The 21,839-nt window shown below is 59.7% G+C and carries 16 protein-coding genes; 4 read left to right on the top strand and 12 right to left on the bottom strand.

Translation table 11 applies throughout. From position 1 onward, the window contains the following. Positions 1-8 precede the first annotated feature (8 nt). The 6 genes from nqrE to RVY79_RS12940 all read right to left on the bottom strand — a co-directional run bounded on the left by nqrE (position 9) and on the right by RVY79_RS12940 (position 6,427). Positions 9-629: an NADH:ubiquinone reductase (Na(+)-transporting) subunit E gene (gene nqrE, locus RVY79_RS12965; protein WP_317464668.1), complete on the bottom strand. Its 621-nt coding sequence runs from the start codon at positions 627-629 to the stop codon at positions 9-11. Next, the gene (locus RVY79_RS12960; RefSeq protein WP_317464667.1) at positions 629-1,303 is read right to left on the bottom strand and encodes an NADH:ubiquinone reductase (Na(+)-transporting) subunit D; all 675 of its coding nucleotides are present in this window, start codon (positions 1,301-1,303) and stop codon (positions 629-631) included. Before RVY79_RS12960 ends, nqrE begins: the two co-directional genes overlap by 1 nt. Before the next feature lie 2 nt (positions 1,304-1,305). After that, entirely contained in the window at positions 1,306-2,079 is a 774-nt protein-coding gene (locus tag RVY79_RS12955) for a Na(+)-translocating NADH-quinone reductase subunit C (protein WP_317464784.1), read from the bottom strand. Further along, positions 2,076-3,311 carry an NADH:ubiquinone reductase (Na(+)-transporting) subunit B gene (locus RVY79_RS12950; RefSeq protein ID WP_317464666.1) on the bottom strand — a complete coding sequence of 412 codons (1,236 nt, stop codon included), beginning with the start codon at positions 3,309-3,311 and terminating at the stop codon, positions 2,076-2,078. The genes RVY79_RS12955 and RVY79_RS12950 overlap by 4 nt, the downstream gene beginning before the upstream one ends. Positions 3,312-3,313: 2 nt before the next feature. After that, on the bottom strand, positions 3,314-4,663 hold the full coding sequence (locus RVY79_RS12945) for a Na(+)-translocating NADH-quinone reductase subunit A (RefSeq protein WP_317464665.1): 1,350 nt from the start codon (positions 4,661-4,663) through the stop codon (positions 3,314-3,316). 309 nt (positions 4,664-4,972) lie between these two features. Continuing rightward, a complete protein-coding gene (locus RVY79_RS12940) occupies positions 4,973-6,427 on the bottom strand; it encodes a glyceraldehyde-3-phosphate dehydrogenase (protein ID WP_317464664.1) in 1,455 nt (484 codons plus the stop codon). A 272-nt stretch (positions 6,428-6,699) separates the two neighbouring features. Here RVY79_RS12940 and mfd point away from each other — a divergent pair, with 272 nt between their 5' ends. Both mfd and RVY79_RS12930 read left to right on the top strand, forming a co-directional pair. Beyond that, on the top strand, positions 6,700-10,152 hold the full coding sequence (gene mfd, locus RVY79_RS12935; protein WP_317464663.1) for a transcription-repair coupling factor: 3,453 nt from the start codon (positions 6,700-6,702) through the stop codon (positions 10,150-10,152). Positions 10,153-10,311: 159 nt separating this feature from the next. Beyond that, complete coding sequence (locus tag RVY79_RS12930; RefSeq protein WP_317464661.1) at positions 10,312-11,424, top strand: L,D-transpeptidase family protein; 1,113 nt, start codon at positions 10,312-10,314, stop codon at positions 11,422-11,424. Here the strand turns inward: RVY79_RS12930 and RVY79_RS12925 are convergent. From RVY79_RS12925 to topA, 6 genes are all read right to left on the bottom strand, one after another. Next, entirely contained in the window at positions 11,406-12,047 is a 642-nt protein-coding gene (locus tag RVY79_RS12925) for a L,D-transpeptidase (RefSeq protein ID WP_317464659.1), read from the bottom strand. The genes RVY79_RS12930 and RVY79_RS12925 overlap by 19 nt on opposite strands. Before the next feature lie 172 nt (positions 12,048-12,219). Beyond that, positions 12,220-12,483 carry an Lpp/OprI family alanine-zipper lipoprotein gene (locus tag RVY79_RS12920; protein WP_317464656.1) on the bottom strand — a complete coding sequence of 88 codons (264 nt, stop codon included), beginning with the start codon at positions 12,481-12,483 and terminating at the stop codon, positions 12,220-12,222. A gap of 377 nt (positions 12,484-12,860) precedes the next feature. After that, a complete protein-coding gene (locus tag RVY79_RS12915) occupies positions 12,861-13,973 on the bottom strand; it encodes a cobalamin-independent methionine synthase II family protein (protein WP_317464654.1) in 1,113 nt (370 codons plus the stop codon). A gap of 189 nt (positions 13,974-14,162) precedes the next feature. Further along, the gene (locus RVY79_RS12910) at positions 14,163-14,402 is read right to left on the bottom strand and encodes a hypothetical protein (RefSeq protein WP_317464653.1); all 240 of its coding nucleotides are present in this window, start codon (positions 14,400-14,402) and stop codon (positions 14,163-14,165) included. Positions 14,403-14,500: 98 nt separating this feature from the next. Further along, complete coding sequence (locus RVY79_RS12905; RefSeq protein WP_317464651.1) at positions 14,501-14,962, bottom strand: DUF6586 family protein; 462 nt, start codon at positions 14,960-14,962, stop codon at positions 14,501-14,503. After that, positions 14,959-17,592 carry a type I DNA topoisomerase gene (gene topA, locus RVY79_RS12900; RefSeq protein ID WP_317464647.1) on the bottom strand — a complete coding sequence of 878 codons (2,634 nt, stop codon included), beginning with the start codon at positions 17,590-17,592 and terminating at the stop codon, positions 14,959-14,961. Before topA ends, RVY79_RS12905 begins: the two co-directional genes overlap by 4 nt. Before the next feature lie 420 nt (positions 17,593-18,012). Here topA and pyk point away from each other — a divergent pair, with 420 nt between their 5' ends. Then, positions 18,013-19,482, top strand: coding sequence for a pyruvate kinase (pyk, locus tag RVY79_RS12895; RefSeq protein WP_317464646.1), 1,470 nt, complete (start codon positions 18,013-18,015; stop codon positions 19,480-19,482). A gap of 159 nt (positions 19,483-19,641) precedes the next feature. Further along, positions 19,642-21,837, top strand: coding sequence for a DUF3141 domain-containing protein (locus tag RVY79_RS12890; RefSeq protein WP_317464645.1), 2,196 nt, complete (start codon positions 19,642-19,644; stop codon positions 21,835-21,837). The last annotated feature ends 2 nt before the right edge of the window (positions 21,838-21,839 follow it).

Here is a 21,839-nt window from a genome sequence, read left to right as displayed (position 1 = left end):
TCCATTGCTTAGAGCTGGATGCCGGAGAAGGACATGAAGCCCAAAGACATCAGTCCGACGGTAATGAACGTAATCCCCAACCCTTGGAGGCTGGCTGGCACGTCACTGTACTTGAGCTTTTCACGAATCCCTGCCAATGCAGCGATCGCCAGCGCCCAGCCGAAGCCAGCCCCGGCACCATAGATCACCGACTCGCCGAAGTTGTAGCTTCGCTCCACCATGAACAGCGAGGCGCCGAGAATCGCGCAATTCACCGTGATCAACGGCAGAAAAACGCCCAGCGCGTTATAGAGCGCGGGGACGAACTTATCCAGAAACATCTCGAGGATCTGCACCAGCGCAGCGATGACGCCGATATAGCTCAAAAGCCCCAGGAACGACAGATCGATGTTTTCGGCGCCTTCCAGGCCCGTCCAGGTCAGCGCCCCCTCCTTCAACAGATATGTCAGGATCAGGTTATTGACCGGCACGGTGATCGTCAGCACCACCACGACCGCGATCCCCAGACCGATAGCCGAGGAAATCTTCTTGGAAACGGCAAGAAACGTACACATGCCAAGGAAGAAAGCCAGTGCCATGTTCTCCACGAACACTGCCTTGACGAAAAGGCTCAGGTAATGTTCAAACATCACACGGACTCCTTAATCTTAGCCTTGCTGTTGGCCACGATCCGATACTCGGCCTTTTCGACCTGCTCGGTGCGCACGCTGCGCAGGCCCCAGATGAGCAAGCCGATGACGAAGAACGCCGACGGTGGCAACAGCATCAAGCCATTGGGGACGTACCAACCACCATTCTGGACCGGCGTAAGGACCGTGAAGCCGAACACACTGCCCGAACCGAAAAGCTCACGGACAAAGCCTACAAACAGCAGGATCACCGCATACCCCAAGCCATTGCCGACCCCATCGAGAAAGCTCATGACGGGGCCGTTCTGCATGGCATAAGCCTCGGCACGGCCCATGACGATGCAGTTAGTGATGATTAGTCCGACGAAGACCGACAACTGCTTGGACATCTCATAGGCATATGCCTTGAGCACCTGATCGACCACGATGACCAGCGAGGCAATGATGGTCATCTGCACGATGATGCGGATCGACGACGGAATGTGCTGACGAATCAACGAAACGAACAGGTTGGAAAACGCCGTGACCGCGATAACGGCCAGGCCCATGACCAACGACACACTCATGGAATTGGTCACCGCCAGTGCCGAACAGATCCCCAGCACTTGTAGTGCGATGGGATTGTTCTTGAAGACCGGCGAAAGAACGGTGTTTTTAACGGAATCAGCAGCCATGTTCACGCTCCTTCGGAATTGCCGTGGAAGCGGGCGAGATAGGGGCCGAAGCCACTCTCGCTCAGCCAGAAATGCAGCATGTTGGTGACACCTCGGCTGGTCAGCGTCGCACCGGACAAGGCATCGACCTCATACTTGGTTTCGGCGCCCCCTTTGACCAGGGAGATCTCCGGCTCCATGCCCTTGTCGGCATAGATTTCCTTGCCATCCCACTTGGCCTTCCAACGAGGATTATCGACCTCGCCACCGAGCCCCGGCGTTTCGGAGTGAGAATAGTAGGACAAACCGGTAATAGTATTGCCATCACCCTTTAGTGCCAAGAAGCCACGCATCAAACCCCAAAGCCCCTGTCCACGAATGGGCAGGACGATCTGTCTGGGATCCTTGGGGTCGCCGACAAGATACACGGTCGAGTACATTTCCTCCCGACCGATCCCCGCTTTATCTTCTTCACCCGACAGCGTGCGCGACGTCGCAGGATCCTTGGCCGCCTCGAACTGGTTATAACTCTGCGGGTCGAACCGTTCGGTATATTCGCCTGTCTTCAGGTTGATCACACGCGAAGTGATCAACTTATCGAACGCCGCTTCGACATCCATCCCCGGCTTGTAAATCTCTGCGACCTGGAGAATGTTGCTCTTGCGATCAAGCTCCTGATTGCGCTCTTGCATGGGCTGCAGCACGACGGCAGCGGTCGAGACCACTACCGAACACACGATGCATAACGCGAGCGCGACCATCAGCGTCTTTTTGATGGAGTTGTTACCGGCCATCAGGTGGTCTCCTCGTTCGTCGCGGTGGAATACGCGGCGTCACGCTTCTGGCGGCGCTTGATATTGGCCTGCACGAAGAAGTGATCGATCATCGGTGCGAACAGGTTGGCGAACAGGATCGCCAGCATGATGCCTTCCGGAAACGCGGGATTGACCACGCGGATCAAGACTGTCATCACCCCGATCAAGAGGCCGAACAACAATTTCCCCCGATCGGTCATCGACGCCGACACCGGGTCGGTGGCCATGAATACCATGCCAAAGGCGAAGCCACCCAGCACGAAATGCCAGTACCACGGCATGCCGAACATGGGATTGCTTTCCGAACCGACCGAAGTGAACAGCATCGCGGTCAGCGCCATGCCCACGAACACGCCCAGCATGATGCGCCACGAGGCGATACGCGTGATCAACAATACCGCCGCGCCGATGAGGATCGCCAATGTCGAGGTTTCCCCCACCGAGCCGGGAATGAAGCCCAGGAAGGCGTCCCACCAGCTATGCGCCTGCTGCACGGCCCCCATGCCATTCTGAGCCGCCGTGGAAAGCGGCGTTGCACCGGTATAACCGTCGGCCGCAACCCACACGCTATCGCCGGAAATTTGTGCCGGATAGGCGAAATACAAGAAGGCGCGCCCGGTCAGCGCCGGATTCAGGAAGTTCTTGCCCGTGCCGCCGAAAATTTCCTTGCCGATCACGACCCCGAAGGTGATACCCAAGGCCACCTGCCACAACGGAATAGTCGCGGGCAGGATCAACGCATAAAGCACGGAAGTGACAAAGAAGCCTTCGTTGACCTCATGGCCACGCTTGACGGCGAACAGCACTTCCCAGAACCCGCCGACGAGGAAGGTCACCAGATAGATAGGTAGAAAATAAGTGGCGCCGAGCACGAAATTGGCCCAGATGCTGCCGGGGTCGTGACTCCCCGCCAGCGCCATGGTGATGGCTTCACGCCATCCGCTCAGCGCACCGAAGCCATCACCGATTGCCATGTTGGCCTGCAGGCCGGCGTTGTACATGCCGAAGAACATCGCCGGAAAGGTGCACAGCCATACCGTGATCATGATGCGCTTCAGATCGATGCCATCACGCACGTGCGCCGTGCTCTTGGTCACGTCCGGGGGCGAATAGAAGATGGTATCGACCGCTTCGTACAGCGCGTAGAACTTCTCGTATTTACCGCCCTGGTGAAAATGCGGCTCGAGCTTGTCGAGCGTATTACGAATTCCCATCGTCAGACCTCTTTCTCGATCATGGTGAGGTTATCACGCAGGATGGGGCCGTACTCGTACTTGCCGGGGCAAACGTAGGTACAAAGCGCGAGATCTTCTTCATCCAGCTCCAGACAGCCGAGTTCCATCGAGGTCTCGATGTCGCCCACGATCAATGAGCGCAGCAGCTGCGTCGGCATGATATCCAGCGGCATCACGCGTTCGTAGGCCCCCACCGGCACCATCGCGCGCTCGGAACCGTTAGTGGACGTATTCGGTGAATACCGATTGAGCCCCAGAAACTGGGAGACATAGATCCCCATCACCGAATGACGCCGCACCCCCAGCGACAGCCAGCCCAGGAAGGCACGCTTGTTGCCCTCTTCGAGTAGCGTGAACTGGCGATGAAAACGGCCCAGGAAGCGCCGCGAGCCTTCGGCGATCTCGCCACCGAAGACCGAGCCTGAAATCACGCGAGTGTCATCGGGCGCTTCGACTTCCCCCTCCAGCAACTCACTGCTGCTCGCCCCAAGACGTGTCCGCAACAAGCGCGGCTGCTTGGCGCGCGGACCGCCGACGGCCACGACGCGCTGTGTCTCCAGGCGCCCTTCGGCAAACAACTTGCCGAAGGCGATGACATCCTGATAACCGAGGTGCCAAACCTGACGTGCAAGACTCACCGGCGAGAGGTAATGGATGTGCGTCCCCACCAGCCCGGCGGGATGCCGGCCGGCGAAAGCCTCGAAACGCACGCCTTCGAGCTCGCCACCCGGTAGCTCGGCGCCTTGCCCATGGCAGACGAACACCTGACCCGGCGTCAGGTGCTTGAGTACCTTGAGGCCCTGCTCGAAGGCAACGGCGTCCTCGCCGATCACCACATTGGGGTCGGCGGAGAGAGGATGCGTATCGATGGCGGTAACGAAAATATCGGCGGGGACGGCATCGGGTGCAGGCGTGCGAGAATAAGGGCGAGTCCTGAGTGCAGTCCAGAGCCCCGAATCGACTAATTGATCCACGACCGTCTGACGCTCCAGCCGTTCCAACGCGTCAGCGCCATGCGCCGTGAAGGATACGGCCTCTTCGTGATCATCGAGCTTGATGACAACCGACAGCAGGCGCCGCTTCTCGCCACGGTTGATCGCCACCACCTCGCCTGCGCCAGGTGCCGTGAACCGTACCCCCGGGATCTTCTTGTCGGTGAAAAGTAGCTGGCCCAGTTTTACCTTGTCCCCCTCTCGAACCTCCATCGTTGGCTTCATGCCCACGTAGTCGGTGCCGAGGATCGCCACGTGTCGCACCGGCGGCGCATCGTGTATGCGCTGCTCAGGCGACCCGGCGATGGGGAGATCCAGGCCTCGTTTGACTTCGATCATAGTCTCGCCCAGTTGTCGGATCTGATGTTGCGAAAGGAAAGGGGTCCATGAACGCCCACGCACTCGCCACGCGTTTTATAGAGGCGGTAGAGCTCGGGCAGTCTTCACGGAAGTCGTGATTCTTTTCTTATCAGACGATTGCTTCTTTCGGCCCATGGCCAAGGGCCGTCCCCAAAATCGGGCACCATTATAGAGAGACAAGGCCCGAATGACTACATAACCTTAGGAAGTATGGGGCTTACGATGATGCATGCGGGAAAAGGCTGCGCCCCGAGGTCGGGACGCAGGAGGGCATGAAGCGAGAAATACTCAACGCGTCTCGCGCGGCAAGTACACGAAACGCACGTTAGACATGTGCTGGAGGATACGCACGACCTGACAGCTATAGCCGAATTCGTTGTCATACCACACATAGAGCACGACCTGACGATCATCGGCGATCGTCGCCTGAGCATCGATGATGCCGGCATGGCGATTGCCCACGAAATCCGACGACACCACCTCCGGCGAGTCGACGTAGTCGATCTGCTTTTGCATGCGGGAATGCAAGGCCATATTCCGCAGGTACTCGTTCAGTGCCTCGCGGTTGGTGGGCTTGTCCAGCGTAAGATTGAGGATGGCCATGGACACATCGGGCGTGGGCACGCGAATGGCATTACCGGAGAGCTTGCCCGACAGTTCAGGCAGTGCCTTGGACACGGCCTTGGCGGCGCCGGTTTCGGTCAGCACCATGTTCAGCGCGGCACTGCGTCCCCGACGATCGCCCTTGTGATAATTGTCGATCAAGTTCTGGTCGTTGGTGTAGGCATGCACCGTCTCGACGTGCCCATGCACGATGCCGAACTCGTCGTTGACCGACTTGAGAATGGGCACGATCGCATTGGTGGTGCACGACGCCGCCGAAATCACGCGGTCGTCGTCGGCAATCTCGTCGTGATTGATGCCATGCACGATATTCTTGACGTCACCCTTGCCGGGGGCGGTCAACAGCACCTTCGCCGCCCCCTTGGCCGCTAGATGCTGGGACAAGCCTTCCGCGTCGCGCCATTTGCCAGTGTTATCGACGATCAGGGCACTCTGGATGCCATACGCGGTGTAGTCGATTTCACTGGGCGAATCGGCATGAATGATCTGGATATAGTTGCCGTTGGCGATGATCGCCTGATTCTCGTGATCGACCCGAATCGTACCGGCGAACGGCCCGTGCACACTATCGCGACGCAACAGGCTGGCACGCTTCTCGAGGTCATCGCCGCCACCCCGCACCACGATGGCTCGCAAGCGCAGCAGGTTTCCGCCACCCGCTTTTTCGATCAGGATACGTGCCAGCAAGCGACCGATGCGGCCGAAGCCGTAGAGCACGACATCCTTGGGCTCACCGCCCATGCCGGTATCCGCATGACGCCCCACGATATCGGCCAGTTCCGTTTCGAGAAAAGCTCTGACATCGTCTTGCCCGGAGCGCTTGAAGGCCACCCCCAACTTGCCGATGTCGATGTGCGCCGGCCCCAGCTCGAGTTCAGTCATGGCCTTGACCATTGGCAACGTATCGCGCACCGAGAGCTCAATGCCTTCAACTTTCTTGACGTAGCGATGGTTCTTGAGAATGCGTATGACCGAGCGATTGATCAACGAACGCCCGTAGAGAGATGGCACGACATTGTACTTGCGGTAGAGGCGCCCTAGCAGCGGAATCATCTCCTCGGCCAAGGCTTCGTTTTCTTGCCAATCCTGAAAATAGGTCTCGAGCTTTTCCTGACTCACGGCGGGCCTCGTCATGGCGGCGGGGAACGAAAAACGAACCTATTATCCTGAGCTTTTCACACCCTTAGCAATGCTTGCTTGGTCGCATGCGGTGTAATTCCACTACACCAACAGGGCCTTGACTACAGGGCCAAAAACAGGCATTGAACACTGCTTAGCATCGCTATTTTCGACTACAAGATCGGGGCCAGGCCTGGCTTTAAATCCTCACGCATCGCCCCGATTCCTGTTTGCCTGCTATCATCGTCTCGACTTAGAAACTGAAGCGCATCATGTCGTATTTCTCACCGCTCGATCCGCCGCATCCCCAGGGCGTGCGTGACACCGTCTACTGGCAGCGTCCGCATGCCGCCGCTAGCGCTCTGGCATTGGCACGCCTCGCCGACGACGCACCGCTGATGATCGTGGCACCCGACACCGCCAATGCCCAACGCCTTGAAAGCGCGCTGCAATTCTTCGCCGACCATCCCATCTTGTCGTTCCCCGACTGGGAAACGTTGCCCTACGACAGCTTTTCGCCACATCAGGACATCGTCTCGACACGCCTCAAGACGCTGCGTCAGCTACAAGAAGGGACGCGCGGCATCGTCGTGGTGCCCATCAACACCTTGATGCAGCGCCTTCCGCCCACCGATTACATCGCCGGTCGGGTACTCACCCTACACACCGGCATGCAACTCGATCGGGAAGGCTTCCGGGAGCGTCTTTCACGGGCCGGCTACCGTGCAGTAGAAACCGTTTACGAGCCAGGCGAGTACGCGTTTCGTGGCGCCTTGATCGACCTTTACCCCATGGGGAGCGACCACCCACTGCGTATAGACCTGTTCGATGACGAAGTCGATACGCTGCGCTATTTCAATCCCGATTCTCAGCGCTCTCTAGACAAGGTCGAGCGCGTAGAGTTGCTGCCGGCGCACGAATATTCGCTATCGCGCTCGGCAATCGCCTGCTTCCGCGAGGGCTTCGAGACATTGTTCGACGTCGACCCTCGCCAATGCCCACTGTACAACGACGCGCTCAAGGGCATCCCGTCTCCCGGACTGGAACAGTACCTGCCGCTGTTCTTCGAGGAGACCGCAAGCCTGTTCGAGCATCTGAATGCGCATACACGCATCGCCCTGATGCCCGGCGTCCACGAGGCGGCCGAGCACCACTGGAGCGCCATCGAAAGTCGCTACGACAATCTGGGGGTCGACCCTACGCGGCCCTTGCTGCCACCGGCACATGCCTTCATCCCCGTACCCGAGGTGTTCGCTTCCATCAAGCAGCACCCGCGCGTGGCACTGGTTGACGACGACGAACCGCATCCGCATGCCAAGATACCGGCCACGCGCCCCCTCCCGGATGTGGCCATCCATGCACGTGGCCATCATCCCCTCGCCAAACTGGAGGCGTTTCTCGGTGCCCCCGACGCCCCGCGCGTGTTGCTGGTCGCTGAGTCGAGTGGACGCCGCGAAGCACTGGAAGAAACCCTCGCCCCGCTGGAGCGCCCTCTGGCCGTGGCCGATGGCTGGCAACATTTCCTGGATGGCAGTGCGCCGCTGGCGATTTGCGCGGGCAGCCTCGATGAAGGGCTATGGCTCGACAGCCCCGCCACCTGTGTCATCACCGAAACCGAGCTGTACGGCGATGTCGTTCGCCAGGCACGCCGCCGTGGTCGGGTGACCGATGACAACGAGCTCGCCGTACGCCATCTGGCGGAATTGCGACCCGGCTCTCCGGTGGTTCACCAGAGCCACGGCGTAGGCCGTTACCAAGGACTCGAGACGCTGGAAGCCGGTGGTCAGGCCGCCGAATTTCTGGCCCTGGAATACGCTGGCGGCGCCAAGCTCTACGTACCGGTGGACAGCCTGCACCTCATCTCGCGTTACGCGGGAGCCACCGATGAATTGGCTCCGCTGCATAAACTCGGCTCGGAAACCTGGGACAAGGCCAAGCGCAAGGCGGCCGAGAAGGTACGCGATACCGCCGCCGAGCTGCTGGACACCTACGCTCGACGCGAAGCGCGTGAAGGCTTCGCCTGCGACGCACCCGGCGAGGAATACGCACGCTTCACGGCCAGCTTCCCCTTCGAGGAAACACCCGATCAACACGCCGCCATCGATGCGGTGATCGATGACATGACCGCGCCACGCCCGATGGATCGTGTGGTCTGCGGCGACGTAGGTTTCGGCAAGACCGAGGTCGCCATGCGCGCGGCCTTTCTCGCCGTGCATTCCGGTCGTCAAGTAGTGGTGCTGGTGCCCACTACCCTGCTCGCCCAACAGCACTACGATAATTTTCGCGACCGCTTCGCGGATACTGCGGTCCAGATCGAACTGCTCTCGCGTTTCACCGCCGGCAAGGGACAACAAGCGTCGCTGGATCGCATCACCGAAGGCCGTGCCGATATCGTCATCGGCACCCACAAGCTGCTTTCCAAGTCGATGTCGCTTCCCAACATGGGACTGTTGATCATCGACGAGGAACACCGCTTCGGCGTCTCTCAGAAGGAAAAGCTCAAGAGCCTGCGGGCCGAGATCGACATCCTCACGCTCACCGCGACCCCGATCCCTCGTACCCTAAACATGGCGATGAGTGGCATTCGCGATCTCTCGATCATCGCTACCCCCCCGGCACGCCGCCTATCGGTCAAGACCTTCGTGCAACAGCGCAACGAGGGCGTCCTGAAGGAAGCCCTGCTACGCGAGATCCTGCGCGGTGGTCAGGTGTACTTCCTGCACAACGAAGTCAAGACGATAGAGACCACCGCCGAACGGGTCGCCGAGTTAGTGCCCGAGGCGCGCGTGGCCGTCGCCCACGGCCAGCTACCCGAGCGGGCGCTGGAACGCGTGATGTCGGACTTCTATCACAAGCGTTTCAACGTACTGGTGTGCTCGACGATCATCGAAACCGGCATCGACGTGCCCAGCGCCAATACCATCATCATCGAGCGCGCTGACAAGTTCGGGCTTGCCCAACTGCACCAGCTACGTGGTCGTGTCGGTCGCAGCCACCACCAGGCATATGCCTACCTGCTCACGCCCCCGCCCAAGGCCATGACCCAGGATGCTCTCAAGCGCCTCGACGCCATTAGCCAGGCGGAAGACCTTGGGGCCGGCTTCACCCTCGCCAGCCACGATATGGAAATTCGCGGTGCCGGTGAGCTGCTGGGTGATGAGCAAAGCGGGCAAATGGAGACGGTCGGTTATAGCCTTTACATGCAAATGCTCGACCGCGCGGTCAAGGCCATCAAGAGCGGCAAGACGCCCAATATCGAATCGCCGCTGGACGATGGTGTTGAAATCAGCCTCAACCTACCGGCATTGATCCCCAATGATTACCTGCCCGACGTGCAGCAGCGTCTGATCATGTACAAGCGCATCGCCAACGCCGAGAGCGAGGCCGAACTCAAGGAATTGCAGGTCGAAATGATCGACCGCTTCGGCCTGCTACCAGGGCCGCTCAAGACGCTTTTCCGCCAGACCCGGCTGCGCCAACGCGCCGAACGCCTGGGCATCGTGCGTCTTGAAGCCGGCGCCGAGCGTGGCCGTCTCACCTTTGGCACGCACACCGCCGTCGACCCCATGACGCTGGTCCAAATGATTCAGCAGGACCCGGCGCACTATCGACTGGATGGCGCGGACACGCTGCGCTTTGAAGGTGACATGAACGACGAGGAGCAACGCTTTGCCCTGCTCGAAGCGCTACTCGGACAACTCAATCGCAAGACGGAAGCGGCGTAACAGGTAACGCTCGCCATGCGGGCGCCCTATCAACGCTTGCAGAGACGCACGGATGCGCGCCACAAAGCCCGCTGGAGGCTTGTGTCGGCATGAAAATACGCCAGAATGCAGGTGACCGTGGCATCCGCCACGCGCCTGATCGAAAAAGAGTCCCTCTCCATGCCGGTTACTTCCCGCGGCCTAGCGCCCTTCTTGCTGGCCTCATTGCTCTCTCTTTCCACGATGGGATGGGCCGACCCCGCGCCAGGGCCCGTCATCAATCCCGAAGTGGCCGGCTTGCCGCCAACCACGGCGGCGCCTCACGACCAGCGTGTCACGCACTTCGAGATCCCCGAGAACGGAAACATCGTCGGCAAGGCACGCGTCATCGAAACCGAAAAGGAAGACACGCTACTCGACATCGGTCGTCAGTATGGCATTGGCTATGAAGCCATGCAGCGTGCGAACCCGGACACCAGCGTCTGGTATCCCGGTGAAGGCACCGAGATCACGGTTCCCACCCGTTTCATCTTGCCTGATGCCGAGCATGAAGGGGTTGTCGTCAATATTCCCGAAATGCGCCTCTATTACTACCCGCCGCGTGAAAAGGGCAAACCGGCCCAAGTGACGACGTATGCCATCAGCGTCGGGCGCATGGATTGGTCGACTCCCCTGGGCGAGACGCGGATCACCGCCAAGCAGAAAAATCCGGCCTGGTATCCGCCCCAGTCAATCATTGAAGAACATGCCGCAGATGGCCGGGAGCTGGCGAGCGTAGTGCCCCCAGGTCCCGACAACCCACTGGGCCAATACAAGATGCGTCTCGACATTCCCGGTTACCTGATTCATGGCACCAACCGACCGCAGGGTATCGGCATGCGCGTGACCCATGGCTGCATTCGCATGTATCCAGAAGACGTGGAGCACCTTTTCGGCAAGCTTCCCGTGGGCACCAAAGTGAACCTGATCAGCGAACCTACCAAATTCGGTTGGCGCGACGGGACGCTCTACGTGCAATCCTTCCCGCTGCTGGAGGAGGACCGGCAGTCCCCGGTGCTCAAACGCGTCCTGGACGCTAGTGAAGCACTCGTCGCGACCTTGAAACATCACGACATTAAGAATGCTATCGATCACCAGCGCCTGACGAGCGCTGTCCTGATATCCAGTGGCGCCCTGGTGGCACTGAATGTCGAACCGAAGAAAGAACAGGCACCGCAGGTTCCCATGCCAGGCAGCCTGTACGATGCCTTACCGACACCGCCACAGCTGCTTTATCAATCCATCGAGGTCTGAATACTGGTTTGCAGCTTGTCACGAGGGGGGACGACCGATGCATCGTCATCCCCCCGAATCACGACGCGTGTACCGATCGACACCAGGCGCGTCAATTCTTCGATTTGAGCGTTAGTGACCGCCACACATCCTTCCGTCCAGTTAAAGAGCCGATGAACCTCAGGATCGCCGGCCCCCAGACCATGAATGCCGATATAGCCACCCAATACCGTATCCTGTGGCGGTGTTCCATTACGATAATAGGCATCCTGAAAATCAGCATACTCGGTCGGTGACATCAGCCCAGCCCGCATCGCTCGGAGTGCGGTCTCAAGCTTGGGATAATTCAATCCCAGGAAGATATTGAACTTGCTGTCGAGGTTGATGCGATTGATGTGAAACTCCCCCGTCGGGGTCATCTCGCTCCCTTTCTGCCGCATGCGCGCAGCGCCTCCACGCCCCAGCGAGACAGGCTCGAAACGCTCGATACGCGTATCACCGCGATAGATATCAAGCGTAGAGGTATTCTCGTCGATCAAGACCCAGACTTCTTCATCGCCGGCCGCCAGTGCATATACCCCACCTGACACCATCAACGACAACCCTGCCAGGGCCATCACCAAGGCTCGCATCCATCGCCTCATGTTCCACTCCGAATAATCGTGACAAGGCGCTAGCCTACACCGAACCCCCCAGGTTGCGTCATCCTCGTCGTCGATAGTTGGTGCTCCATCTATAAAAAAAGGCCCCACCGAATAGTGAGGCCCTTTTCCAGGGCGGACGCATAGCGCCGCCCATGCTCATGCTACCTAGCCATTACTTACGCATGGACTTCTCGAACATGCGGTCCATCGCGGCACGGTTACGCTGAGCCGCTTCAAGCGCAGCCTGCGCATCACGCTGAGCCTGTTGCGCAGCATTCATTGCCTGCTGAGACATGCTCTTGGCTTCAGACGCATCGGCCTGCGCCTGCGCGATGTCGCTCTTCATCTCTTCCTGATGAGAAGCACAGCCTGCCAGCACGACCAGAGAGCCAGCGGCAACCAGAAGCTTGAGCGTGTTCTTACTGTTGGACAACATCTGCGTTCTCCTTGAAAGCCTTTCTGTGAATGGTGATGAAGCCCTGATACATCAGGTCCCTTCATGTACCGCTCACAGGATAATACGAATACCGCTAATATCGCCAACATCAATTGCCTGAGAGGCGTTAAATTTACCCACACTGACCATGATGACGCGCTCCTGATGCTTCCATTCGTCGCCGAATCGTCACACCGATGAGACTAAGCAGCATCATAATTCCCCGCACAAAAAAGGTAACCTTTGGTTACATGGCACGAGAAGACAGCAAGAAATACCGCATCAACAACGTTTCGGCCGCATGGAGTCTCTATACGATAAAGCGCCCCCACATGCGAGCATGCGGAGGCGCACAGTATCAACGAGCAAGATTGGACTCAGTCTTGCCAAACCGCCTTGGCAATATCCACGACATGGCGCAGCTTATCCCATTGCTGCGCTTCGCTGAGCAAATTGCCTTCCTCGGTGGAGGCAAAGCCGCACTGCGGACTCAGACAAAGCTGGGAAAGCGGTGCATAACGCGATGCTTCGGCGATGCGAGCACTGACCGTATCGGCGGGCTCGAGCTCACCGCTCTTGCTGGTAATCAGTCCCAGGACGGCCTGCTTGCGGCCTTCAGGCAGAAAGCGCAGCGGTTCGAAGCCGCCCGCCCGCTCGGTGTCGTATTCCAGAAAGTAGGCATCGACGTCGACACGTCCTAGCAGCGTCTCGGCCACTGGCTCGTAACCGCCTTCGCTGATCCATGTCGAGCGGAAGTTGCCGCGGCACACGTGCAGGCTGACATGCAGGTCGTCGGGACGCTCAGCCAATGCGTGGTTAAGCACCTCGGCATAGATATGTTGCAGACGATCGGCGTCCTCGCCACGCTCACGCGCCGCCGCCAGCTCCTTGTCAGAGCACAGGTACGCCCAGACCGTGTCATCGAGCTGTAGATACCGGCAACCCGCCGCGTAAAAATGCTTGACCACGTCACGGTAGGTGTCGGCCAGGTCAGCGAAGAAGGTATCAAGGGAAGGATAGACACTGCTGTCGATGTTGCGGCGACCGCCACGGAAGTGCAGCACACTTGGGCTCGGCAGCGTCATCTTGGGCGTTGCCTTGTCGACCGTATCCGCCAGGAAACGAAAATGTCCAAGCATTGGATGCTCGGGGTCAAAACCCAGCTTGTCGGTCACGCGCACACTGCGTGCCTGCGTCTGACGCCCCTGAAACTGGATCCCTTGATCCGAGCTATAACCTTCTACGCCCTTGAGGCCTTCGAGAAAATCGAAATGCCACCAGGCGCGGCGGAACTCGCCATCGGTGACTGCCTTCAGACCCAGCGCTTCCTGCTTGGCGACGACACGTCGAATCTCGGCGTCTTCAACGGCACGTAGCGCCGAGTAGTCACTCTCCCCGGCGTGGAAACGACGTCTCGCCTGCTTGAGTTCGTCACTGCGCAACAGGCTACCCACGGTGTCAGCACGAAATGGAGGCTGATACTGGCTCATAGCGTTTCTCGACTCTCGGCTCTATGATTAGGGCGCTCACTTTGCCGTGCCACAGCGTCCATGACCACTGCATATCCTTCAAGTGATCATGAAGGAAATTCATGACGGCATACACGACGACACCAGGCAACTTATCGGCAACCGGACGTCTTGGCGACAAGACCAGTGTTGATCAGTAAGCAATGTACCTCAATGCACCGTTTCGGGGACCTCCGGGGCTTCTTCTTCGTTACCTTCCCACAAGCGCGTCCGGGTGATCGCATGATCGATCATCTCGCGCGCTACCTCGAAGCGGCTCTGACGCAATAAATCCAGCGCCTCCTCCGAGAAACGAATGCTTACCAATGGCTCGCCGTCGGTTTCGGAAGGCCGTAGCACGACTTCGCCATCGGCAAGCTCGACGATTTCCAGAATCGCGGTATCGGACACGCTATATTCTCCCGTTTGTCCCAATAAAAAACGACCAAGGCAAACGCCATGGTCGTTTCTTTTCATTGTCTACAGGATACCACCGCATGCATGCGGCGTCACCACTCCTCGCTGGTCTCGCGCAGTTCGTCGAGCTGGGCCTTGAACGCCACGATGCATGCGTCGAGCTCATCGGACAAGGCCATGCCAGAGGCGCTGGCGATCATGTTCGAACCACCGGTACGTCGACGCGACGCGCCCTCGATGTCATGTACATACTCGAGATGCGCTAGCAAGCGCTCCAGCCAGCTACCTTCACGTCGCGCCAGCTCACGCAACTGCACGACACCCGCGGGTGACGGGCCTTGATCGGCCAGCAGCTCGCGCCAATCGTGACGCGAGAGTTGCGCATGCTCGGTCAGCTCACGCAGCGCCGCGTTGAGTGCCAGCTCCAGCGTGACCAGAGCGCCTTCTTCATGCGCCATGCGCTGGGCATCGCTATGCTCGTCATCGGCCCAGGCGGTATCCAATAACAACTGGGCATGATAGAGCAGTTGATTGGTACGACCTCTCGGTGTCATTTGCGCTTATCCTCGATCCGCCACTTCCCGTCTTCGAACTCGGCCCGCCAGCCGCTGGCCTTGCCATCACGCTCACTCATCACGTACTGGCTTTTGGTCTTGCGCGAGAAACGGATCTGCGCGTCACGACCATCCGGGTCTTCGCTCGGCGCATCGAGCAAGAAGTGATACTTCTCGGGCAATTCATCGCGGTGCGCCTTGAGTTCCTTGACCAAAGGAGGACGCGTTTCACGGTTCTTGGGAAATTGACTCGCCGCCAGAAACAGGCCGCTGGCGCCATCGCGCAACACGTAATGATCCTCGACCTTCTGGCAGGCCAACTCAGGCATGGGGATCGGGTCCATCTTGGGTGGTGCGACTTCGCCGCTCTTGAGCAGCTTGCGGGTATTCTTGCAGTTCTCGTTGGTACAGCCGAAGTACTTACCGAAACGCCCGGACTTGAGCTGCATCTCGCTGCCGCACTTGTCGCACTCGATGGTCGGGCCATCATAGCCTTTGATACGAAACTTGCCTTGCTCGATTTCATACCCGCTGCAATCGGGGCTGTTGCCACAGATATGCAGCTTGCGGGTCTCGTCGATCAAGTAGCTATCCATTGCCGTGCCGCATTCCGGGCAACGACGCTTGGCGCGCAAGGCTTCGGTTTCAGCTTCATCATCGGCATCCGACGCCACCGCCTCATCACCGGGGATAAGATCGATGGTCGTCTTGCACCGCTCCTTGGGGGGCAGGTTGTAGCCCGAACACCCTAGAAAGACGCCGGTCGATGCCGTTCGAATCTGCATCTTACGACCACAAGTGGGACAGTCGATATCCGTCGGCACCGGCTGATTCGGCCGCATACCCTCTTCGGCCTCGGCATGCTCGAGCTTGGCCTTGAACTCGGCGTAAAAGGCATCCAGCAGCTCACGCCATTCGCGGTTACCGGTGGCGATCTCGTCGAGATGATCTTCCATGCGTGCAGTGAAGCCGTAATCCATCAGGTCGCTGAACGATTCGGCCAGCCGGTCGGTGACGATATCGCCCAGTTTCTCGGCATAGAAACGGCGACTCTCGAGCTTGACGTAACCGCGATCCTGGATCGTGGAAATGATCGAGGCATAGGTGGAAGGCCGCCCGATGCCACGCTTTTCGAGTTCCTTGACCAGGCTCGCCTCGGTATAACGCGCCGTCGGCTTGGTAAAATGTTGCTGGGGATCGAGGGCCTGCAGGGTCATCGATTGCCCTTCCTCGAGATCCGGCAGCGCTTGATCTTCTTCTTTCTTGCCCGCCGGCTTCATCACCCGCGTGTAACCGTCGAACTTGAGCACTCGACCACGCGCCTTGAGTTCGAACTCTTCGGCCTCGACGGTAAGCGTCGTCGCCAGGTATTCCGCCGGCACCATCTGGCAGGCCACGAACTGGCGCCAGATCAACTCGTAAAGGCGCTGCGCATCGCGTTCCACCGCTAGATCGTCAGCATTTTGCGTCACCTCGGTAGGGCGAATCGCCTCGTGTGCTTCCTGCGCGCCCTCCTTGCTGGCATAACGGTTGGGCGACTCAGGCAGGTACGCCTGGCCGAAGCGCTCATCGATATACGCCCGAGCACTCTCCACCGCGTCTTGCGAGAGGTTAGTCGAGTCGGTACGCATATAGGTGATGTAACCCGCCTCGTAGAGACGCTGCGCCAGAGTCATGGTCTTCTTCACCGAGAACCCGAGGCGTCCACTGGCGGCCTGCTGCAGGGTCGAGGTGATGAACGGGGCGTTCGGCTTGGAACGTGTCGGCTTGGTGTCACGATCGGTGATGGCCAGCGCGGCCTCGCGCAGCGGCGCGATACGCTCTAGCGTTTCCTGTTCGGAGGTGGGGCGAAACGCCTGGCCCTTATGACGCGCCACCTCGAAGCGAACCGGCGCCGTATCGCCCTTTTCAGGCACGAGATCGGCGTGGACATCCCAGAATTCTTCGGGGACGAAGGCACGAATCTCACGCTCGCGCTCGACGATCAAACGCACCGCCACCGACTGCACCCGGCCCGCCGACAGTCCTCGCGCGATCTTGCCCCACAACAATGGCGACAGCATGAAGCCTACGACACGGTCCAGGAAACGCCGTGCCTGCTGCGCCTCGACGCGTGACAGGTCCAGCTCACCGGGCGTCTTGAACGCCTCCTGAATGGCATTCTTGGTGATCTCATTGAAAACCACGCGGCGATAGCGGGACGCATCGCCGCCGATGGTTTCCTGCAAGTGCCAGGCAATCGCCTCCCCTTCGCGGTCCAGGTCGGTCGCGAGATAGACGGCGTCGGCCTTTTCTGCATGCTTCTTGAGCTCGGCGACGACCTTTTCCTTGCCTGGCAGGATCTGGTAATCAGCTTCCCAACCGTGCTCGGGGTCGATCCCCATGCGCCGCACCAACTGACTCCACTGCTTGTGCTTTTTATAGGTAGCTTTTTCGTCAGGCGACATCTTGCGTGTTGCCGCTGCCTGGCGGGCCCGTTCCTTGGGATCGGTGGCATTCTTGCCGCTGCCACTCGTCGGCAAGTCGCGGATGTGCCCGACACTCGATTTCACCACGAAATCGTTGCCGAGATACTTGTTGATCGTCTTGGCCTTGGCCGGCGACTCCACGATGACCAGTGACTTGCCCATAATGCTCCGCTCGCATGGCCGACGCTCTTTAGCAAGGCGTCGGCAGTGATGTCGTGACCGGGGACCGCCCGGCGAAAAATGCGCCTACCCTACCTTAGCGCCTCGTTACGCGCCAGTCCGTCACAATGCGGGCCTGCGAACCTGACACATGACGACCTTCACTTCGCTGACTTGCCAAACACTAGACGCGACACCTGACCACCGGCAAGCAAAACCCACCGCCGCTTGGCATGCCGACCGAACCACGAGACTGGCAAGCGGCCCCCACGTCATCCAACCTATGGGCATGTCGGTCATGGATAAAGTGATACGCTGCCGCTGCACATCGCACCTGTCGAGACGATGAGGCACAATGTAGTAAAATAACGACATGGCTCGAACGGAGCCGCCATTACTTTTAATGAGGCCAAGGAGAATTCCATGCAGAATGCGTTTCACGGTCCGATTCGCCGCACCAAGATCGTTGCGACCCTGGGCCCTGCCAGCGACCGCGAAGGCGTCCTCGAGGACATGATCGCCGCAGGCGTCGACGTGGTACGACTCAATTTCTCCCACGGCTCCGCAGACGACCACCGGCGGCGGCTGAAAGCAGTACGCGACGCCGCCGCCCGCATCGGCCGCACCGTCGCCGCCCTGGGCGACCTGCAAGGCCCCAAGATCCGTATCGCACGCTTCAAGGACGAGGCAGTCACACTCGAGGAGGGCCAACCCTTTGTCATCGACGTTTCCCTCGAGCGTGATGTCGGCGATGCCCAGCAGGTAGGTTGCGATTACAAGGATCTGGCCGATGATGTCGCCCCGGGCGATGTGCTATTGCTCGACGATGGTCGCCTGGAGCTCAAGGTCGAACGCGTCGAGGCGCCGGCGATTCACACGACAGTCAAGGTCGGCGGCAAGCTGTCCAACAACAAGGGCATCAACAAGCAAGGCGGCGGCCTTTCCGCCTCGGCGTTGACCGACAAGGACCGCGAAGACCTCAAGACCGCCATCGATATCGGCGTCGACTACCTCGCCGTGTCCTTTCCACGCCACGGTGACGATATGCGCCTGGCCCGCGACTTGCTCGGCGAGGCGGGAAGCGAGATCGGCCTGGTCGCCAAGGTCGAGCGTGCCGAAGCGGTCGCCGACGACGACACATTGGATGACATCATCCGTGCCAGTGAAGCCGTCATGGTCGCGCGGGGCGATCTCGGCGTGGAAATCGGCGACGCCCAGTTGATCGGCGTGCAGAAACGCATCATCCAGCATGCACGTAGCCTTAACAAAGTGGTGATCACCGCGACGCAGATGATGGAGTCGATGATCGAATCGCCACTGCCGACCCGCGCCGAGGTATTCGACGTCGCCAATGCCGTGCTCGACGGGACCGACGCCGTCATGCTGTCCGCCGAAACCGCTGCGGGCAGTTATCCCGTGGAAACCATCAAGGCCATGGAGCGTCTCTGCCTTGGCGCCGAACGCGAACGTGCCGCACAGCAGTCGCAGCATCGCATTCACGAAGGCTTTACCCGCATCGATGAAACCCTGGCGCTATCGGCCATGTACGCTGCCAATCATCTCACCGGGGTCGCCGCCATCGTATGCATGACCGCCACCGGCTATACGCCGCTGATCGCCTCGCGCATACGTTCCGGCTTGCCGATCGTCGCCTTGGCGCACACCGAAATCGCTCAGCGTCGCATGGCATTGTATCGCGGAGTCGTGTCGCTGCCCTTCGATACACAAAATCTGGCGCCCACTGAGTTCAATCGCCACGCAGTCGACAACCTCATCTCGCTGGGCATCGTCAAGCAGGGCGATCACGTCATCCTGACACGTGGCGATCATATGAATGCGCATGGCGGCACCAACACCATGAAGATCATTCAAGTAGGCGACGCTATTGATTGATCAGCACCTTTGCCGGCGAGCCGTACGTCGCTTGCCGCTTTGAAGCACAGCGACGCATACCGCATATTTGCGGTATGCGTCGATTTCACATGCCAGACGCGCGTTTTCGGGTTACGCTCAATATTGCAGTGCAGCAATTCGTGACCAGGAGCGCCCTTCATGTTTCCCATGCACGCCGCTTGGCTGGAAGCCGCCAGCCCCGTTTTCGATCCCTTCGGCCTGATTCGTGCCACGCAGGACTACTGGCAGGATACCTTCGAACGTAGCGTGCTCTACTGGGATGTCATGCGTCAGCGTGGCAACCAGTATCTCGAGCATATGGAGCAGACCAAGCCCAACGTGCTGGGGTTCGAGGCCGAAGTGCTCATGGATGGTCGCGACCTGCCGCGCCCGGTCAACTACGAGTTGATGCGCATTCTGCCTCCACCCGACACCGCGATCGACCCGCTCAAGCGTCCTTTCGTCATCGTCGACCCGAGAGCCGGCCATGGGCCCGGCATCGGGGGCTTCAAGCCCGATAGCGAGATCGGCGTCGCCATGCGCGCCGGCCATCCGTGTTACTTCATCGGCTTTCTACCGTTTCCGGTGCCAGGACAACACGTAGAAGATGTCGTCGATGCCGAGATCGCCTTCATTCGCGAGGTCGGGGCTCGTCATGCTCAGGCCAATGAAAAACCCGTGGTCATCGGTAATTGTCAGGCAGGCTGGCAATTGATGATGGCCGCCGCCCTTGAGCCGGATGCCTTCGGGCCGATTCTCGTCGCTGGTGCACCGCTGTCCTACTGGGCCGGCGAACGCGGCCGCTACCCCATGCGCTATAGCGGCGGCCTACTCGGCGGTAGCTGGTTGACCGCCCTTGCCGGCGACCTGGGCGCAGGACTGTTCGACGGGGCCTGGCTGGTGCAGAACTTCGAACGCCTCAACCCGGCAAATACGCTGTGGAGCAAACAATACCGGCTTTACGCCGACGTCGACGGCGAAAGCGAGCGTTATCTGCAATTCGAGCGCTGGTGGGGCGGGCATATCGTGCTCAATGCCGAGGAAATACAGTACATCGTCGACAACCTCTTCATCGGCAATCGCTTGAGCACTGCCCAGTTGATCACCCGCGACGGGCGACGCATCGACCTACGCAACGTCCGCTCGCCCATCGTGGTGTTCTGCTCGCAAGGCGATAACATTACACCACCGCCCCAGGCGCTGGGCTGGGTATCCGATCTCTACGATGGCGTGGACGACATCATCGCGAACGAGCAGACCATCGTCTATTGCGTACACGACTCGACCGGGCATTTGGGCATCTTCGTATCGGGTAGTATCTCGCGCCGTGAACACACCGAATTCACCGCCAACATGGACTATATCGACGTCCTGCCGCCCGGCTTGTATGAAACCGCCATCACGCCACGCGATGCGACCGAGGACGCCACCGATGGGGACTATCTGCTCGAATTTCGCCCGCGCGGCGTCGACGACCTGCAACCGCTGGTACAGCGTCGCGATGATGACGAGCGACGCTTCGCCACCGTAGCGCGCCTGTCTGAGAGCGGACTAGCGCTGTATCAACAATACACGCAGCCGTGGATACAAGCCGTCATGACACCAGAAGCAGGACGCTGGATGCGGCGATTGCACCCCATTCGCCTGGGCTACAAGCTGCTTTCCGATCGCAATCCTTTAATGTCCACCGTGCCGGTACTGGCCGAGCATATTCGTCGCCAGCGCCAACCGCTTACACTGGGCAATCCTCTGGCGCAATGGGAACGTAGCGTGGCCACCCGGATCGAAGAAAATCTCGAAGCCTATGGCGAATGGCGCGACCGCATCAGTGAGGCGCTGTTCATGAACGTCTACGGCCAGCCCTGGCTACAGGCGCTCGCCGGCATCGCCCCGGACACGGCACGTGTGCGTCCCCACCCCGGACGTGCACCGGAGCATCAACACTTCCTGCGTACGCGACGCGCCGCCTTGCAGGAGCGCATCGCCAGCGGTGGCGCGCGCGAAGCGGTGGTGCGTGCCTTGATCTACATCCTGGGCGGCGCGCCGGCCACCGATGAGCGCAATTTCCAGCGTCTCAAGGCCACTCGTGAAGAGCTCGGCAAGAGCTTGGATCTGCATCAATTCAAGATGCTGGTCCGCGAGCAGTTCTTCATCCTCAAGCTCGACGTGCGCGCGGCGCTCGAAGCGATTCCCACGCTCATCGCCCGCAGCGATGCCACTGAGATCGACACCCACCTGGCACACATCACCCACATCCTCGACGCCAGCGGGCCACAGAGCGAGCATGTACAGAAACGTCTGGAGCGAGTGCGCACCCTGTTCGAACAAGCCCGACCCGTGGCACCTGATCGCTAGGC

Origin of the sequence: Chromohalobacter sp. HP20-39 (assembly GCF_033052815.1) — a bacterium.
GTDB lineage: Bacteria > Pseudomonadota > Gammaproteobacteria > Pseudomonadales > Halomonadaceae > Chromohalobacter.
This window is presented reverse-complemented; position numbering and strand designations above follow the sequence as displayed.

Coding starts and splice junctions, on each gene's coding strand:
- RVY79_RS12905 (WP_317464651.1), bottom strand. CDS start 14,962: ATGACACCGAGAGGTCGTACCAATCAACTGCTCTATCATGCCCAGTTG.
- topA (WP_317464647.1), bottom strand. CDS start 17,592: ATGGGCAAGTCACTGGTCATCGTGGAGTCGCCGGCCAAGGCCAAGACG.
- RVY79_RS12890 (WP_317464645.1), top strand. CDS start 19,642: ATGTTTCCCATGCACGCCGCTTGGCTGGAAGCCGCCAGCCCCGTTTTC.
- pyk (WP_317464646.1), top strand. CDS start 18,013: ATGCAGAATGCGTTTCACGGTCCGATTCGCCGCACCAAGATCGTTGCG.
- RVY79_RS12920 (WP_317464656.1), bottom strand. CDS start 12,483: ATGTTGTCCAACAGTAAGAACACGCTCAAGCTTCTGGTTGCCGCTGGC.
- RVY79_RS12915 (WP_317464654.1), bottom strand. CDS start 13,973: ATGAGCCAGTATCAGCCTCCATTTCGTGCTGACACCGTGGGTAGCCTG.
- nqrE (WP_317464668.1), bottom strand. CDS start 629: ATGTTTGAACATTACCTGAGCCTTTTCGTCAAGGCAGTGTTCGTGGAG.
- RVY79_RS12945 (WP_317464665.1), bottom strand. CDS start 4,663: ATGATCGAAGTCAAACGAGGCCTGGATCTCCCCATCGCCGGGTCGCCT.
- RVY79_RS12925 (WP_317464659.1), bottom strand. CDS start 12,047: ATGAGGCGATGGATGCGAGCCTTGGTGATGGCCCTGGCAGGGTTGTCG.
- RVY79_RS12930 (WP_317464661.1), top strand. CDS start 10,312: ATGCCGGTTACTTCCCGCGGCCTAGCGCCCTTCTTGCTGGCCTCATTG.
- RVY79_RS12950 (WP_317464666.1), bottom strand. CDS start 3,311: ATGGGAATTCGTAATACGCTCGACAAGCTCGAGCCGCATTTTCACCAG.
- mfd (WP_317464663.1), top strand. CDS start 6,700: ATGTCGTATTTCTCACCGCTCGATCCGCCGCATCCCCAGGGCGTGCGT.
- RVY79_RS12960 (WP_317464667.1), bottom strand. CDS start 1,303: ATGGCTGCTGATTCCGTTAAAAACACCGTTCTTTCGCCGGTCTTCAAG.